Source organism: Afipia sp. GW822-FHT04G07, from assembly GCF_058800765.1.
In genome coordinates this window covers 2,948,582-2,964,272 of the sequence record NZ_JBXAMP010000001.1, presented here as the reverse complement: position 1 = coordinate 2,964,272, position 15,691 = coordinate 2,948,582, and the positions used below count along the sequence as shown (strand labels likewise).

The following is a 15,691-nucleotide window of genomic DNA, read 5'->3' as shown; positions in this document are numbered from 1 at the left end:
CTCTGGCGTCATTGTTGCATGACGACAAAGCAGGGGAATGACGTGGATGTCGCCGATGATGTATCAGGCCTATCAGAACACCATGGATTTCGCCGCGCCGTTGCGCTCGGGCGCAGCCACGGCGATGGCGTATCTCAGGATGTTTCCGGAGGGCGTCTCCGACAAGGTGTTCGGACGGCTCGCGGCCGCGTTCGAGATGATCTCGCGGACGTCGCTGACCTACAAGCGGCCCGACTATGACATCAAGCCTGTTCTGGTCGGCAACCGCAAATGCGAGGTCATCGAGGAAATCCCGTTCGCGACGCCGTTCGGCTCACTGCTGCATTTCAAGAAGGAAGGCGCACCGGCGCAGCCGAAGGTCCTGCTGGTCGCGCCGATGTCGGGACACTTCGCGACGCTGCTGCGCGGCACGGTGCAGACACTGCTGCAGGATCACGACGTCTACATCACCGACTGGCATAACCCGCGCGACATTCCGCTCAATCAAGGCAAGTTCGGCCTCGACGAATATACCGAACATCTCATCACGTTCATGGATCAGATCGGCCCGAAGTCGCACATGGTCGCGATCTGCCAGCCGTCAGTGTCGGCGCTCGCCGCCTGCGCGATCATGTCAGAGGACAATCACCCCGCGCGCCCGGCGAGCCTCACCTTGATGGCGGGGCCGATCGACACCCGCATCGCGCCCACCAAGGTCAACGACTTCGCAAAATCAAAACCCTTGAAGTGGTTCGAGGACACCCTGATCCAGTACGTCCCGATGCAGTGCAAGGGCGCGTTCCGCAAAGTCTATCCGGGCTTCATCCAGGTCACGGCATTCGTGTCGATGAATCTCGATCGCCACCTCAAGTCGCACAAGGATTTGCTCGAGCATCTGGCAAAAGGCGAGACTGAGAAAGCCGACACCATCAAGACGTTCTACGACGAATACTTCGCGGTGATGGATCTGCCGGCTGATTTCTACATCGACACCATCCGCGACGTGTTTCAGGAACATCTGCTGCCGCAGGGCAAGCTCACCTACCACGGCCGTCCGGTGAACTGCGCCTCGATCAAGAAGATGGGCCTGATGACCGTGGAGGGCGAGAAGGACGACATCTGTTCGATCGGGCAGACCCTCGCAGCGCAGGACCTCTGCACCGGCGTGCGCGCCTACCGCAAGGTGCATCATATGCAGGCCGGCGTGGGACACTATGGGGTGTTCAGCGGCCGCAAGTGGAACAACGAAATCTATCCGCTGCTGCGGGACTTCATTCACGTCAATTCGTGACGGCGGCTCGCGATCGGGTCAAAAAAAGAGGCCACCTGCGAACAGGCGGCCTTCAGTTTGAGGAAGAATGGCCGTCCGCCAAATGACGGGCGGACCACTCTCAGACGACTTTCAATTTCTCACGATCTCTCTTTCGGCGACGCCCTCTCGTCGGAGTCGCGTTCCGCTCACTCATCCGCGCGACGGCTTGCCGCGCACGGCGAGCACCGGGACAGCGACGGCGCTGTATGCCGGTTTCATCGACGCCTGCCCGCGCGCAAGGCGGTGCGCGAGCCACGCCAGAAAAACGCGCAGGAATGGGATGCGCTCTTGCTTTCCGGTCTGCATGGTTTTGATCCCTCCGTTCGCCGCGGCAATCCGGGTTGGGTCCGGACGCCGCGGCGTCTTCCTGGCAGGTTCGGGGTTCGGTCTGCCTCACGTCCGGTAAATCTAGGCCTCTCTACGATTTTGGCAAACGAGAAATCCGGAGGCTTCAAATCGATTTTGTCGATATGACGCGCGAAGCGTCATTTACGCCGCCAGCGCCTTCATCTCGGCATAGAGATCGGACTTGCCCTCGAAGCCGATGCCCGGCAGATCCGGCATGGTGATGTGGCCGTTCTCGACGCGCACGCCGTCGGGGAAACCGCCGTAAGGCTGGAACAGGTCCGGATAGCTTTCGTTGCCGCCGAGGCCGAGGCCCGCCGCGATGTTCAGCGACATCTGATGCCCGCCATGCGGCACGCAACGCGACGGCAACCAGCCGTGCGCTTTCAAAACCTCAAGCGTGCGCTGATACTCGCAGAGGCCATACGACAAAGCGCAGTCGAACTGCAGCCAGTCGCGATCGGGCCGCATGCCGCCGTGTCGAATAAGATTGCGTGCATCCTGATGGCTGAAAAGATTTTCGCCCGTCGCCATCGGTCCCGGATAGAAATCCGCCATCGTCGCCTGCAATGCGAAGTCCAGCGGATCGCCGATCTCTTCATACCAGAACAGCGGATACTGACGCAGCATCTTGGCGTAGGCGATGGCGGTCTCCAGATCGAAGCGGCCATTGGCGTCGACCGCGAGCTGCGCCTGCGAGCCGATTTCCTTCAGCACAGCCTCGATGCGCCCCTGATCCTCCTTGAGCGACGCGCCGCCGATTTTCATCTTCACGACGTTGTAGCCGCGATCGAGATAGCCGCGCATTTCCTTGCAAAGCGCGGTGTTGTCCTTGCCGGGATAATAGTATCCGCCGGCGGCATAGACGAACACGCGCGGATTGGCTTCGCGCTTGTGACGCTCCGCCAGCAGGCGAAACAGCGGTTTGCCTGCGATCTTCGCCATCGCATCCCACACCGCCATGTCGAGCGTACCGACCGCGACCGAGCGCTCGCCGTGGCCGCCGGGCTTTTCATTGGACATCATCGCAGCCCAGACCTTGTCGGGATCGATGTTGCCGCCGGTTTCATCGAGCAGCGACTTCGGCTCGGCTTCGAGAATGCGCGGCGCGAAGCGTTCGCGGATCAACCCGCCCTGCCCGTAACGTCCGTTGGAGTTGAAGCCGTAGCCGACCACGCGCTTGCCGTCGCGCACGACGTCGGTCACCACCGCAACAAGGCTCGTCGTCATCTTGGTGAAGTCGATATAGGCATTGCGGATCGGGGACGAGATTGGCTTGGTGATCTCGCGGACATCGACGATGCGAACGGACATGGCGGCTCCTGCTTGTTGTTCTGTAATGTTTCTGGCGTCATATACCGAGCAGCGATGTCGCCCAAGGGCGTGAAAAGTTCAAGCGAAACCGCGGGTTTTTTGCGGCATTCCGCCTCTTTTCCGCTCATTGCCGCCTGTGGTAAAGAGCGGGCCGGAAATCCAGGAGATGCTTCCCTTGCGCACCGTGCTGCGATTTTTCCTGATCCTGTTTGCGATGCTGTCCGTGGCGCAGTTGACCGCGACCGCCGCGCGCGCCGACAAGCGTGTCGCTCTGGTGCTCGGCATTTCCGCCTATCAGCATGTCGCCAAACTGCCTAACCCGTCGAACGACGCCGACGCGATGGCGAACCTGTTCCGGAAATCGGGATTCGATGTAGTCGAAACCCGGCGCGATGTCGGCATCGCCGATCTGCGCCGAGCGGTCGGCGATTTCTCGGACAAGGCACAGGACGCCGATGTCGCCGTGGTGTTCTTCGCCGGCCACGGCATCGAGGTCGACGGCACCAACTATCTGGTGCCGGCAGATGCGAAACTGGCGCGCGATTTCGACATCGAGGACGAAGCGCTGTCGCTCGACCGGCTGCTGAAGGCGATCGAGCCCGCCAAGCGCCTGCGTCTCGTGATGCTGGATGCCTGCCGCGATAATCCGTTCGCCAAGACCATGAAGCGCACGGTGGCGTCGCGCTCGGTCGGACGCGGTCTCGCCAAGATCGAGCCGACGGTGTCCGACACACTGATCGCGTTCGCCGCCAAGGCGGGCTCGGTGGCGCTCGACGGCGACAACAGCAACAGCCCCTTCACCACCGCGCTGCTCGAACACATCGCGACGCCGGGCGTCGATCTGCGCATCGCATTCGGGCGCGTGCGCGACTCGGTGCTCTCCTCCACGAGCCGCAAGCAGGAGCCATATGTGTATGGCTCGCTCGGCGGCAACACGGTCGCCATCGTGGATGCACAGGCCGCAACGGCCAAAGCCGAGTCGAAGAAAACCGAGGACAAGCCCGCGCAGGTCGCGTCAGTCGATCCGGCCGCATCGGCCGCCGCGCGCGTACCGGTCAATGCAGCGCCGTCGCCGTCGTCCAACGAGATCGCGGAAGCCTGGCGCGCGGTGTCCGCAACCACGAGCGCCACTGTGCTCGAAGCCTTCGTGCGGCGCTTCGGCGACAGCATCTATGGCGACCTTGCCCGCGCCCGCCTGCAAGACCTGAAAACACAGGACACCAGGGTCGCAAGCGCGAAGCCGGACGAACGCTCACTGCATCCCGCGCAAAAAGCCGGCGAGCCTGCATCGCCTTCCGCGGTCACTGCCGCGGTGACCCCGTCCGCCAGCACCGCGACCACTCCAGCGGCGAACGGCTATCTCGGATGCTTCAAGGATGACAGCAAGCGCGATCTTGACGGCTACACCTTCTACGACGGCAAGATGACGACGCAACTGTGCGTCTCTACCTGTCGTGACAAAGGCTTCAGTCACGCCGGAACGCAATATGGCGGTCACTGTTTCTGCGGCAACAAGTTCGGCAAGTTCGGCGCGGCCGACAACTGCAACGCCAAATGCACCGGCAACCGCGAGGAGACGTGCGGCGGCACCTGGGCCAATACGATCTACAAGACCAACTGATCGTTTGAACGGGCGCGGACAACCTTCCGATAGCTGCCGCTTCTGGCGGATCGATCAGCCTATTCGCAGAACCGCTGGCCGTTTGTGACAAAGCAGAACGGCGAACGATCGGTCCCGGCGGTGATTTCCCTGGCGACATTCCGGCGATTCCAGAGCGCACGCCGCTGATACTTCGACAGGCGCGGTGCCGGCGTTACGCAGCGGCTGCTCAGTTTCTCATCCGTGACCGTGGTCCATGTGGCCTTCGTGCCGTCAGATGTGCAGGTCTGCATCATCGCCTTCTGCACGCAGACGGTCGCGCCCTCGCTGTAGCTCCGGCTGTTGTAGATGCAGACGAGCGCGGCGGGCTTTTGTTCAACCGGAGACTTCTGCTCAGGCGAGGATTTTTGTTCGGCCGAAGGCTTCTGCTCCGGCGGCGCTTGGGCGGCGGCGGGCAGGCCAAGCAAAAGAAGAAGGCACAGCGGGAGAATGCGGTTCATTCGCCATCTTAGCGCGGCGCGGCCGCTTCAAGAAGGCGACCTGCGCAAAAATGCTTAAGGAAAACAGCTTCAAATATCGTCAATTGAAAATCACCCATCATCCGGCCCTGCACAGCGCCGGACCGGATGGCGGGGTTCGGTATTACTTCGTCAGCGGACAGCCCGACTCCTTGGCGGACGGGAACGCCTTGTCGCCCGGCACCACCGCAAGCTCCTTGTAGTAATCCCAGGGCTTCTTGGACTCGGACGGCTTCTTGACCTCGAACAGATAGAGGTCGTGCACCATGCGGCCGTTTTCGAGAACCTTGCCGCCCTGCGCGAAGTCGTCGTCGACCGGCAGTTCCTTGAGCTTCTTGGCAACCGCCTCGGTGTCCTTGGTGCCCGCGGCCTTGACGGCTTTCAGGTACTGCAAGGTCGCCGAGTAAGTGCCGGCCTGGATCATGTTGGGCATCCGGCCGGTGCGCTTGAAGAACTTCTCGCCGAGATTGCGCGACCGCGCGTCGCGATCCCAGTAATAGCCCTCGGTCAGCACGAGACCCTGCGCGGCTTCAAGACCGAGGCCGTGGACTTCAGCCGCCGTCAGCAGCAGTCCAGCGAGCTTCTGGCCACCCTTGACGATGCCGAATTCCGCCGCCTGCTTGATCGAGTTGGTGGTGTCGAGACCGGCATTGGCGAGACCGATGATCTTCGCTTTCGAGCTTTGTGCCTGCAGCAGGAACGAGGAGAAGTCGGCGGTGTTCAAGGGAATGCGAACCGCGCCCACGACCTTGCCGCCCTGCTGGGTGACGAAGTCGCCGGTGTCTTTCTCCAGCGCATGACCGAACGCGTAATCGGCGGTCATGAAGAACCATGTATCGCCGCCGGCCTTCACCAGTGCACCGCCGGTACCGTAGGCAAGCGCGCGGGTGTCATACGCCCAGTGAAAGCCATAAGGCTGACATGCATCGCCGCTCAGACGCGAGGTTGCCGCGCCAACCACGATATCGATCTTCTTCATCTGCTTGGAGAGATCGTGGACTGCGAGCGCGACTGACGACGTGGTCAGTTCGGTGATCATGTCGACGTTCTCGACCTCGTACCAGCGGCGCGCGATGCTAACGCCAAGGTCCGGCTTGTTCTGGTGATCGGCGGAGATCACTTCGATCTTCTGGCCGAGCACCGTGCCACCGAAATCCTCGACCGCCATCTTGGCCGCCTCGAAGGACCACTTGCCGCCGTAGTCAGCGTAAACGCCGGACTGATCGTTGAGAATTCCAATCTTGACGCCTTGCGCAGCCGCCGGCAGCGCCGTCGTCAGGCTGAACGCCGCGACCGCGGCAGCCAGAAATTTCGATGTCATGCAAATCTCCCTGTTTTTTATTTTAGGACATCCTTATAGCGAAAATCGCACATGAGCAGGGTATTGAACTTTCGCCGTAAAGCCGCGCAGTTCTTGCAAGATCATATTGCGGCGCACCAAGAACCGCCTGGTGGACACCGTTGGCAACCGGTCTGGTTTCGGCTTTGATGCGCGGCGCGCCCGCCGGCGCCTGAGGCGCAATTCATGAGACATCTCGGGTTTGCCATCGCCATCGGCGCTCTTCTTTTCTCGGCATCGCAGGCCCCGGCGCAAGATTTTCCCTCCCGTATGGTCAAGATCATCGTGCCGTTCGGCGCTGGCGGACCGGCCGATGTCAACGCACGGCTGATCGGCAAGACGCTCCAGGAACGGTTCGGACAGCCGGTCGTGGTGGAGAACCGGCCGGGCGCAGGCGCCGTCATTGGAACGCTGGAAGCCGCGAAGGCTGTACCCGACGGCTATACGCTGCTGATGATGTCGAACGCGCAGACCGCGAACGAGTCGCTGCTGCCCAATCGAAACTACGAGCTGATGCGCGACTTCGTTCCCATCGCGCCGGTCAACACCTCGGACCTTGTCATTGTCGTTCACCCCTCGGTGCGGGCGAAGACGCTGGCGGAATTCATTGCGCTGGCGCGCGCGCAGCCCGGCAAGCTCAACTATGCATCGTCCGGCCAGGGCACGCCCTACCACATGGCGGGCGAGCTTTTTAAATCGATGACGGGCACCAACATCGTTCATGTCCCGCATCGCGGAAGCGGCGAGGCGCGCAGCAATGTGATCGGCGGGCAGATCGAAATGATGATCGACGCCGTCACCACCATGATGCCGAACATCACCGCGGGTCAGGTGCGCGCGCTGGCGACCACGGGACAGACGAGATCAAGCGTGCTGCCCTATATTCCGACCGTGGCCGAAGCCGGCGTACCCGGCTATGACGCAACCATCTGGCTCGGCATCATGGCGCCGGCTGGTACGCCACCGGCCGTGGTCGCGCAATTGAATGCCGCGATCAGCGACGCCGTCCGGCGTCCGGAGATCGTCTCGCTCTGGGCCGGTCAGGGCGCGAGCCCGATGGCGATGACGCCCGCGCAGTTCGATGCGTTCCTGCGCGGCGATATCGTGAAATGGGCCGCCGTGGTCAAGGCGATCGAGAGCAAGGCGCAGTAACAATAACAAGAAGACATCCTTTATGACCAAACTGAGAATTCTCAGCGGCGGCGCCGCGCAGGGGCTTGCCGATGCGCTTGCGCCAACATTCAAACAAGTTACGAGCTGGACCGTCGAAGGCGAGTTCGGCGCGGTCGGCACCATGGCCAGTAAATTGCGGGCGGGCGCACCTGCCGATGTGGTGGTGCTCACAACTGCGGTTCTCAACGCGCTCGCCGAGCAAAACCTTATCGATCCCTCCACAACAAGGAATGTGGGGCTTGTCGAAACCGCGGTCGCCGTGCGAACCGGCGATCCTATCGTTTCCATCGGCAACGCAGATGAGCTGCGCGCCGCCCTGCTCACGTCCGACGCCATCTTCGTGCCCGACACCAAATCCTCGACCGCGGGAATTCACGTCGCAACAATGCTTGAGGGGTTGGGGATCGCAGCGGAGGTCGCGGATCGAATCCGGGAGTTTCCCAACGGGGCGACGGCGATGCGAAACCTCGCGGCATCGGATGCAAAACGCCCCATCGGCTGCACGCAGACCACCGAAATTCTCAACACGCGCGACCTGACACTGATCGGAGCGCTGCCGCGCGGTTACGATCTCGCCACCATGTATGCCGCCGCGCTGACCGCGACGACAAAACATGCCGGAATGGGACAGGCATTTATCGACCTGCTCACGGCGACCGAGCATCGCGCGCTTCGGCAGCGCGCGGGATTTGTCGATCAAATTTGATGCTAGCGCCGAAACCGTCCAGCGGTGAGCTTGCGAAAGCGCACGCCCTTGCCGTCGGCAAGCCGCGTCGCCTCATAGCCGCCATCGCGGATCGCGTCACGCTGCGGCCGCGCGTTCTCAGGATTTCGCTCTTTCTCCCACCACGACGCGCGCTGCGAGGCGCGCGGCAGCGCGAAGCCAAGCATGTCCTCGATTTCCTCGAAAGTCAGAACGAGTTCAGGCAAATGCTGGCGCGACAGATATTCGCGAAGCGGATCATAGTCGCCCAATCCGGCACTCCGTTGCATTGAAAGTTGGTCCGTGAGCCGATAGGTACGTCGCATCAAAGCTTTTGAACAGGGCTATTCGTGAATCTGTTTGTCTTCGGCCTCGGTTTCAGCGGGCGGACCATCGCGGAGCGGCGCATCGCGCGCGGCGACAGTGTGAGTGGAACCGTGCGGTCGCGCGACAAGGCGCAGGCCTTGTCCGCTGCCGGACTGTCGGCGCTCGTGTTCGGGCCGGACGGCCGCGACGACACGATCGAGGGCGACCTCGCCGCCTGCGAGGCGCTGCTGATCTCCGTGCCGCCCGGCAAAGGCGATCCGGTACTTGCGAGCTACGCAACGCAGATCGCCGCCGCGCCGAAGCTGCGGTGGATCGGCTATCTCTCGACCATCGGCGTGTACGGCGATCACGGCGGCGCGTGGGTCGACGAACAGACGCCGGCGGCACCAACCAATGCGCGCTCGCGCGAACGCGCTGACGCCGAGCAGGCGTGGCTGACCTTCGGGGCCGCGAACAACATCCCGGTGCATGTTTTCCGTCTCGCGGGCATCTACGGCCCCGGCCAGAGCCAGCTCGTGCAACTGGCACGAGGGACGGCGCGGCGGATCGTCAAGCCGGGCCAGGTGTTCAACCGCATCCATGTCGAGGACATTGCGCGCACGATCGATGCTTCGCTTGAGCGGCCGCGCGCCGGTGCGACCTATAACGTCACCGACAACGAGCCCGCACCGCCGCAGGATGTGGTGACCTTCGCGGCACAACTCTGCGGCATCGAGCCGCCGCCCGAAATCAGCCTTGAAGACGCTGGCCTCACCGAGATGGGCCGTTCGTTCTACGCCGAGAGCAAGCGGGTGCGGAACAATCTGCTGCGCACCGAGCTCGGCATCACGCTGGCCTATCCGACCTACCGCGAGGGCCTCACGGCGCTCCGTGCGGCAGGTGAAGGGCCGCGCTGAACGAAACGCATCACGCCGCCTTGTCGCTTTTGGCGGCGCGAATCGCTTCCCAGATTTTCACCGGCGTCAGCGGCGTCTGCAATCCGGAGATACCGAGATCGCTCAGCGCATCCATCACGCCGTTAACGATGCAGGGCGGTCCGCCGATCGCGCCGGATTCACCACAGCCCTTTGCGCCCAGCGGATTGGTCACGCATGGCGCGGATTCGTCCAGCGTCACAATGATATCATGCGGCATGTCGCTGGCGCGCGGGATGCAATAGTCCTGATAGCTCGCAGTCAGCAACTGCCCCGACGAATCGTAGACCACGCCTTCATACAGCGCCTGGCCGATGCCCTGCGCGACACCGCCGTGGATCTGACCCGTCACCAGCATCGGATTGATGGCGACGCCGACATCATCGACCGTCGTGTAGCGCGCCACCCTGGTGACGCCGGTCTCCGGGTCGATTTCGACTTCGCAGATGTGCGTGCCGTTCGGCCAGGTCGGCCCGTCCACATCGCCTTGACTGTCGACACTGAGGCGCGCGTCTTTCTCGCTCTTCGCCAGATCGAACAGGCTGACGCGGCGGTCGGTGCCGACCACTGTGAGAAAGCCGTCGCTGTATTCGATATCGCCGACTGAGGCTTCGAGCGCGTGCGAGGCCTTCTCGCGTGCCTTCTGAATGAGATCGCCGGCCGACACAACCGCAGCCGTGCCGCCGACGAACAGCGAACGCGAACCGACGCTGCCACCGCCCGTGGCTTTGTCCGTGTCGCCCTGAACGACGTCGATGCGATCGAGCGGAATGCCGAGCGCAGCGGCGACCATCTGCGAATAGCTGGTCTGAAGTCCCTGCCCCATCGCCTGCGTGCCGGAATGCAATTCCACCCGGCCTGCCGCCGTGGCCTGCAGCGTCACCTTCTCGGTGTGAACACGCCCGCCGGTCCATTCGATGTAGCTGGTGAGGCCGCGTCCATACAGCAGACCCTTCTTTTTCGCGGCCTTCTTGCGAGCGGCAAAGCCGTCCCAGTCCGCGAGCGTCGAGGCGCGATCGAGCATGTGCGCGAAGGCGCCGCTGTCGTAAACCTGACCGACGGCGTTGGTGTAGGGAATCTGCGCGGGCTTGATGTAGTTGACCTTGCGGATCTGACGCGGATCCATACCGATCTGGCGCGCTGCGGCATCCATCAAACGCTCGACGATGAACACCGCTTCCGGCCGTCCGGCCCCGCGATAAGGTCCGGTCGGCGCTGTATTCGTCAGCACCGCCTTGATGTCGAAATGGACCAGCGGCAGGTCATAGACGCCGGTCGCGACGAACGGCCCGAGCACCAGCGGAATGATGACGCCCGCGCCGGTCAGATACGCCCCGGTACCGCCCAGCGAACGCACGCGGAAAGCCAGCACGCGGCCTTTCTCGTCGAGCGCAAACTCACCCATCGACGTGAGATCGCGGCCATGCGAGCCGCCGATGAAATCGTCGATGCGGTCGCCGCGCCAGCGCACGGTCCGCTTCAGCTTTGTAGCCGCATAGGCAACGATGCCGTCTTCCGGATAGAGATTGGTCTTGTGGCCGAAGCCGCCGCCGATGTCGCCGACCAGCACGTGAACGCTGTCCTTCGGCCGCTTCAGCACAACGTCCGCGAGAACGTCGCGGGTCGCCGTCGGTGTCTGGGTCTGGACGTGCAACGTGAGACGTCCGGTCTTTTTATCCACCTCCGCCATGGTGCTGCGTGGCTCCATGGCCGACGGCACCAGCCGCTGGCTCGCAAGATCGAGCGAGACAACGTGCTTCGCCCTGGCGAACGCCGCTTCGGTCGCCGCCGCATCGCCATAACTCATGGCGGCGGCGATATTGTCCGGCGCGTCGGGCCAGACCGCGGGTGCTCCAGCCGCCAACGCCTCGGTCGGGCTCACCACCGCAGGCAGAACGTCGTAATCGATGGCGATGGCTTCGGCCGCGGTCTGTGCATCGGCGCGCGACGACGCCAGCACGACGGCGACCGGCTCACCCGCGAAGCGCACGATCTCATGCGCGAGCAGCCGCCGCGGTGGCGCCGCCATCGGCGACCCGTCGGGTCGCTTGAAAATCGGCAAGGTCGGAATGGTCCCGATATTGTCCGCGACAAGATCGGCGCCGGTGTAAACGGCGGCGACTCCCGGCATGGCCAGCGCGGCACTGGTATCGATCGCCGTAATCCTCGCGTGGGCGTGCGGAGAACGCAGCACGTAAAGCCACAGCCCGCCGTCCTGCGGCTTGTCATCGATGAAATGTCCCTGCCCTGTGAGAAGCCGCTGATCCTCGAGACGCTTGACGGACTGACCCGCGCCAAAGCGCAGATTGGAGGGCAGAATGTTCATCGATATTCCTTCAAACGATGTGACGCGCATGATGCGACCGGGCGGGCGCGATTCCCTGCCCCGATGCGGGTTCCGCTTAGCACATTCGCGCAGGCAAGGTTGAGTCCGCCGGATGACTTTCCGCCATGCGCAGAACTCGGGCCTCCCAAGCGGGCAGCCACGCGGCTTGCATGTCCGGCTGCGCGGGCTAAGGTCCGGGCAATGAACCAGATGCTCCGCCCCAAGACCGTGCCCGTTCGGGTCGCTGCGACCGTCTGCCCGCACGATTGCCCCTCAACCTGCGCGCTGGAAGTCGATGTGCTCGATGAGCACACCATCGGCCGGGTGCGCGGCGCACGTGACAACGGTTACACCGCCGGCGTGATCTGCGCCAAGGTGGCGCGTTATGCCGAGCGCATTCACCATCCCGATCGCCTGACACAGCCGCTGGTCCGCACCGGCGCGAAAGGCTCCGGCACATTCGCGCCGATTTCGTGGGACGATGCGCTGGATCTGGTCGCCCGGAAATTTCAGGAAGCCGAGGCGCGTTACGGTTCGGAAGCCGTCTGGCCCTATCAGTATGCAGGCACCATGGGCCTCGTGATGCGCGACGGCATCAATCGCCTGCGCCACGCAAAGAAGTATTCCGGCTTTCATTCCACGATCTGCGTCAATCCCGCCTGGACCGGATTCATCGCCGGCACCGGCAAGCTCGCCGGTCCCGATCCGCGCGAGATGGCAAAATCCGATTGCGTCGTGATCTGGGGCACCAACGCGGTGAGCACGCAGGTCAACGTCATGACCCACGCGACCCGCGCGCGCAAGGAACGCGGCGCGAAGATCGTCGCGGTCGACATCTACATGAACGGCACCATGGAGCAGGCCGATCTCGCCGTCCTGTTGCGGCCGGGCACCGACGGCGCATTCGCTTGCGCCGTGATGCATTGCCTGTTCCGTGACGGAAAGGCCGACCGCGATTTCCTCGCGCAGTACACCGACGTTCCAGCCGAACTCGAACAGCATCTGCGCAGCCGCGATCCGCAATGGGCCTCACGCATCACCGGCTGTCCGGTCGAGACCATCGAGGAATTCGCGGCGCTGGTGGGCAACACGCCACGCACCTATTTCCGGCTCGGCTACGGCTTCTCGCGCTCGCGCAACGGCGCGGCCAACATGCACGCCGCAAGCTGCATCGCCGCGGTGACCGGCGCATGGCGTCACAAAGGCGGCGGCGCGTTTCACAACAACGGCGCGATCTATCACTGGGATCGCACGCTGATCGAAGGAACCGACGTCGTCGATCCGTCGGTGCGCTCGCTCGACCAGTCGCGTATCGGCGCGATCCTCTGTGGCGACGCCGACGCACTCTTCAACGGCCCGCCGGTGACGGCGATGCTGATCCAGAACACCAATCCGGTGTCGGTCGCGCCGGACCAGACCCGCGTCAAGCAAGGTTTCGCGCGCGACGACCTGTTCGTCTGCGTGCACGAGCAATTCATGACCGAGACGGCGAAGGCCGCCGATCTGGTGCTGCCCGCCACAATGTTCATGGAGCATGACGACGTCTATCAGGGCGGCGGCCATCAATACATTATCGCGGGCCCCAAGCTGATCGAGCCGCCGGGCCAATGCCGCTCGAACCACGACGTGATTGCGGGTCTCGCCAAGCGGCTCGGCGCGGAGCATCGCGGCTTCGACATGTCGCCGCGCCAGATCATCGACGAGACGCTGCAAATGTCCGGCTGGGGCACGCTGGAAAATCTGGAGCGCGAACGCTGGATCGACTGCCAGCCGGATTTCGACACCGCGCATTATACGAAAGGCTTCGCTTGGCCGGGCGGCAAGTTCCGCTTCAAGCCGGAATGGCCGACCGTGCCATTCCGCAGTCCCTGGCATTCCGGCCCGATCGAAGGGCTCCCGGTGCTCCCGGATCACTGGGAGGTCATCGAAGAAGCCGACGACCAGCACCGGTTCCGCCTCGCCACCTCTCCGGCGCGCAACTTTCTCAATTCGACGTTCAGCGAAACCCCCACGTCGCTCGGGCGCGAACAACGTCCCACCGTGATGATTCATCCCGACGATGCCGCAGCGCTGTCAATCGCCGACGGCGGCAAGGTGATTCTCGGCAATCAGCGCGGCGAAGTGCGCATTCACGCCAAACTGTTCGAAGGCGTGCGCCACGGCGTGCTGATCGCGGAATCGATCTGGCCAAACGACGCCTACGAGGACGGCCGCGGCATCAACACCCTGACCGGCGCCGATCCCATCGCGCCCTACGGCGGCGCGGCATTCCACGACAACCGGGTGTGGATCAGGCCGGCGAGCTAGGACTGTTACGCCGCGCCCTTCTTTTCCCAATAGGGATCGCGCAGCTTGCGCTTGAAGATCTTGCCGCTAGCCTCGCGCGGCAACTGGTCGAGGAAATTGACGTCCTTCGGCACCTTGAAGTTCGCCAGCCGCTTACGCAGATAGTCCTGCACCGCTTTCGGCGTCAGCGCCACGCCCGTTTCCGGCTCGATGCAGGCGCACAGCCGCTCACCGAATTCCTCGTCCGGAATGCCGAACACCGCGCAGTCGCGCACGCCGTCCATGCCGATCAGCACGTTCTCGATCTCAGCGGGATAGATGTTCACGCCGCCGGAGATCACCATGTCGCGCTTGCGGTCGCACAGGAACAGATAGCCGTCTTCATCCAGATAACCGACATCGCCGACACTAATGAGACCGTCGCGTCCGGCTTCGGCGCGCGCGCCGGCCTTGTGGTGATAATCGAAATCCGAGATCGCAGTCTGCCTCATGAAGATCTCGCCGATCTCGTTGACGCCGCAAGGCTCGCCGTTCGGCCCGAAGATTTTCACGATGCCGCCTTCGATGGCGCGACCGACGGTGCCTGGCTTCGCCAGCGCTTCCTGCGCGGAATGCCAGATCGGAATTCCGGTTTCGGTCGATCCGAAGTATTCGTGGACCACCGGCCCCCACCAGTCGATCATCGCCCGCTTCACCGGCGCGGGACACGGCGCAGCGCCATGCACGATAAAGCGCAGCGACGACAGATCGTATCGGGATTTCACATCGTCCGGCAGCCGCAACAGGCGCACGAACATGGTCGGCACCATGTGCATGTGCGTGACCTTGTGCCGCTCGACGAGTTGCAACAGGTCTTCCGGATCGAAGCGCGGCTCCAGCACGATGGTGCAGCCGTGACGGAACGCCATCATGCCGTAGGAGTTTGGCGCCGAGTGATACATCGGGCCGTTCATGAGAATGACCTGATCCTCATTCGGCTTCAGACCGTAAGTAATTGCGCCGACGCGCTCGGCGGCAAGCATCTGCTCCGGCTGCATCGGCTGACGTTTCACGCCTTTCGGACGTCCCGTGGTCCCCGAAGTGTAGAACATCGGCGACGCCCGGCCCGGCACATCCCGCGACGGCGCATGGCCATCACGCCAGGTGTCCCAATCGATATGCCCGTCGGGCACGCGCGCGGCTTCGAGCGACACGCCGAACGCAGCGGCAATTTCCGGCGGCGTTGTCACCACCAGCAACGGAAGCCGCTTCGGCAGGCCGCCCTTGATCTGCGGCAACAGGTCGGCATGACAGACCAGCAGATGCGCGCCGCTGTCGGCCAGAATGTAGGCGACCTCTTCGGCCTTCAAATGCCAGTTGATCGGCACCACCGGCGATCCGAGCATCGCAGCGGCCGCCGACGCTTCAAAGAACGCGAAGTCGTTGCGCAGCATCAATCCAACCGGCGCACCATCGCGCAAGCCAAGCGCCTTGAAACCATTGGCTGCCCGCGCGATGCGCTCTTGAATTTCAGGCGTGCTGATCTGGCGGTCGCCGCTGATAATCATGCTGTCGT

13 protein-coding genes are annotated in these 15,691 nt (G+C 63.2%); 6 read left to right on the top strand and 7 right to left on the bottom strand.

The features are described from left to right. Positions 1–46: 46 nt before the first annotated feature. Complete coding sequence (locus tag AC1RKJ_RS14510) at positions 47–1,270, top strand: polyhydroxyalkanoate depolymerase (RefSeq protein ID WP_492791637.1); 1,224 nt, start codon at positions 47–49, stop codon at positions 1,268–1,270. 171 nt (positions 1,271–1,441) lie between these two features. Here the strand turns inward: AC1RKJ_RS14510 and AC1RKJ_RS14505 are convergent, their stop codons facing one another. Then, the gene (locus tag AC1RKJ_RS14505) at positions 1,442–1,597 is read right to left on the bottom strand and encodes a hypothetical protein (protein WP_492791636.1); all 156 of its coding nucleotides are present in this window, start codon (positions 1,595–1,597) and stop codon (positions 1,442–1,444) included. A 183-nt stretch (positions 1,598–1,780) separates the two neighbouring features. Beyond that, complete coding sequence (locus tag AC1RKJ_RS14500) at positions 1,781–2,950, bottom strand: mandelate racemase/muconate lactonizing enzyme family protein (RefSeq protein ID WP_492791635.1); 1,170 nt, start codon at positions 2,948–2,950, stop codon at positions 1,781–1,783. A gap of 166 nt (positions 2,951–3,116) precedes the next feature. On the opposite strand from AC1RKJ_RS14500, the gene AC1RKJ_RS14495 reads away from it, so the two are divergent. Continuing rightward, positions 3,117–4,571: a caspase family protein gene (locus tag AC1RKJ_RS14495; RefSeq protein ID WP_492791634.1), complete on the top strand. Its 1,455-nt coding sequence runs from the start codon at positions 3,117–3,119 to the stop codon at positions 4,569–4,571. Between the two features lie 59 nt (positions 4,572–4,630). Here the strand turns inward: AC1RKJ_RS14495 and AC1RKJ_RS14490 are convergent, their stop codons facing one another. Both AC1RKJ_RS14490 and AC1RKJ_RS14485 read right to left on the bottom strand, forming a co-directional pair. Continuing rightward, positions 4,631–5,050 (bottom strand): DUF1496 domain-containing protein, encoded by a 420-nt coding sequence (locus tag AC1RKJ_RS14490; protein ID WP_492791633.1) that lies wholly within the window; start codon positions 5,048–5,050, stop codon positions 4,631–4,633. Positions 5,051–5,192: 142 nt separating this feature from the next. Then, positions 5,193–6,389, bottom strand: coding sequence for an ABC transporter substrate-binding protein (locus AC1RKJ_RS14485; RefSeq protein WP_492791632.1), 1,197 nt, complete (start codon positions 6,387–6,389; stop codon positions 5,193–5,195). Positions 6,390–6,593: 204 nt separating this feature from the next. On the opposite strand from AC1RKJ_RS14485, the gene AC1RKJ_RS14480 reads away from it, so the two are divergent. Beyond that, positions 6,594–7,559 (top strand): tripartite tricarboxylate transporter substrate binding protein, encoded by a 966-nt coding sequence (locus tag AC1RKJ_RS14480; protein ID WP_492791631.1) that lies wholly within the window; start codon positions 6,594–6,596, stop codon positions 7,557–7,559. Positions 7,560–7,581: 22 nt separating this feature from the next. Beyond that, the gene (locus AC1RKJ_RS14475; protein WP_492791630.1) at positions 7,582–8,286 is read left to right on the top strand and encodes a molybdate ABC transporter substrate-binding protein; all 705 of its coding nucleotides are present in this window, start codon (positions 7,582–7,584) and stop codon (positions 8,284–8,286) included. A gap of 2 nt (positions 8,287–8,288) precedes the next feature. On the opposite strand, the gene AC1RKJ_RS14470 is transcribed toward AC1RKJ_RS14475, so the two are convergent. Continuing rightward, on the bottom strand, positions 8,289–8,555 hold the full coding sequence (locus tag AC1RKJ_RS14470) for a DUF7662 domain-containing protein (protein WP_492791629.1): 267 nt from the start codon (positions 8,553–8,555) through the stop codon (positions 8,289–8,291). Positions 8,556–8,633: 78 nt separating this feature from the next. Between AC1RKJ_RS14470 and AC1RKJ_RS14465 the strand changes: the two genes are divergently transcribed. Beyond that, a complete protein-coding gene (locus tag AC1RKJ_RS14465; RefSeq protein WP_492791628.1) occupies positions 8,634–9,506 on the top strand; it encodes an SDR family oxidoreductase in 873 nt (290 codons plus the stop codon). A 10-nt stretch (positions 9,507–9,516) separates the two neighbouring features. On the opposite strand, the gene AC1RKJ_RS14460 is transcribed toward AC1RKJ_RS14465, so the two are convergent. Further along, the gene (locus AC1RKJ_RS14460) at positions 9,517–11,850 is read right to left on the bottom strand and encodes a xanthine dehydrogenase family protein molybdopterin-binding subunit (RefSeq protein WP_492791627.1); all 2,334 of its coding nucleotides are present in this window, start codon (positions 11,848–11,850) and stop codon (positions 9,517–9,519) included. A gap of 201 nt (positions 11,851–12,051) precedes the next feature. Between AC1RKJ_RS14460 and AC1RKJ_RS14455 the strand changes: the two genes are divergently transcribed. Further along, positions 12,052–14,157, top strand: coding sequence for a molybdopterin-containing oxidoreductase family protein (locus tag AC1RKJ_RS14455; RefSeq protein WP_492791626.1), 2,106 nt, complete (start codon positions 12,052–12,054; stop codon positions 14,155–14,157). A gap of 5 nt (positions 14,158–14,162) precedes the next feature. Here the strand turns inward: AC1RKJ_RS14455 and AC1RKJ_RS14450 are convergent, their stop codons facing one another. Continuing rightward, positions 14,163–15,683: an acyl-CoA synthetase gene (locus tag AC1RKJ_RS14450; protein ID WP_492791625.1), complete on the bottom strand. Its 1,521-nt coding sequence runs from the start codon at positions 15,681–15,683 to the stop codon at positions 14,163–14,165. Positions 15,684–15,691 lie beyond the last annotated feature (8 nt).

Coding starts and splice junctions, on each gene's coding strand:
- AC1RKJ_RS14510 (WP_492791637.1), top strand. CDS start 47: ATGTCGCCGATGATGTATCAGGCCTATCAGAACACCATGGATTTCGCC.
- AC1RKJ_RS14505 (WP_492791636.1), bottom strand. CDS start 1,597: ATGCAGACCGGAAAGCAAGAGCGCATCCCATTCCTGCGCGTTTTTCTG.
- AC1RKJ_RS14500 (WP_492791635.1), bottom strand. CDS start 2,950: ATGTCCGTTCGCATCGTCGATGTCCGCGAGATCACCAAGCCAATCTCG.
- AC1RKJ_RS14495 (WP_492791634.1), top strand. CDS start 3,117: ATGCTTCCCTTGCGCACCGTGCTGCGATTTTTCCTGATCCTGTTTGCG.
- AC1RKJ_RS14490 (WP_492791633.1), bottom strand. CDS start 5,050: ATGAACCGCATTCTCCCGCTGTGCCTTCTTCTTTTGCTTGGCCTGCCC.
- AC1RKJ_RS14485 (WP_492791632.1), bottom strand. CDS start 6,389: ATGACATCGAAATTTCTGGCTGCCGCGGTCGCGGCGTTCAGCCTGACG.
- AC1RKJ_RS14480 (WP_492791631.1), top strand. CDS start 6,594: ATGAGACATCTCGGGTTTGCCATCGCCATCGGCGCTCTTCTTTTCTCG.
- AC1RKJ_RS14475 (WP_492791630.1), top strand. CDS start 7,582: ATGACCAAACTGAGAATTCTCAGCGGCGGCGCCGCGCAGGGGCTTGCC.
- AC1RKJ_RS14460 (WP_492791627.1), bottom strand. CDS start 11,850: ATGAACATTCTGCCCTCCAATCTGCGCTTTGGCGCGGGTCAGTCCGTC.
- AC1RKJ_RS14455 (WP_492791626.1), top strand. CDS start 12,052: ATGAACCAGATGCTCCGCCCCAAGACCGTGCCCGTTCGGGTCGCTGCG.
- AC1RKJ_RS14450 (WP_492791625.1), bottom strand. CDS start 15,683: ATGATTATCAGCGGCGACCGCCAGATCAGCACGCCTGAAATTCAAGAG.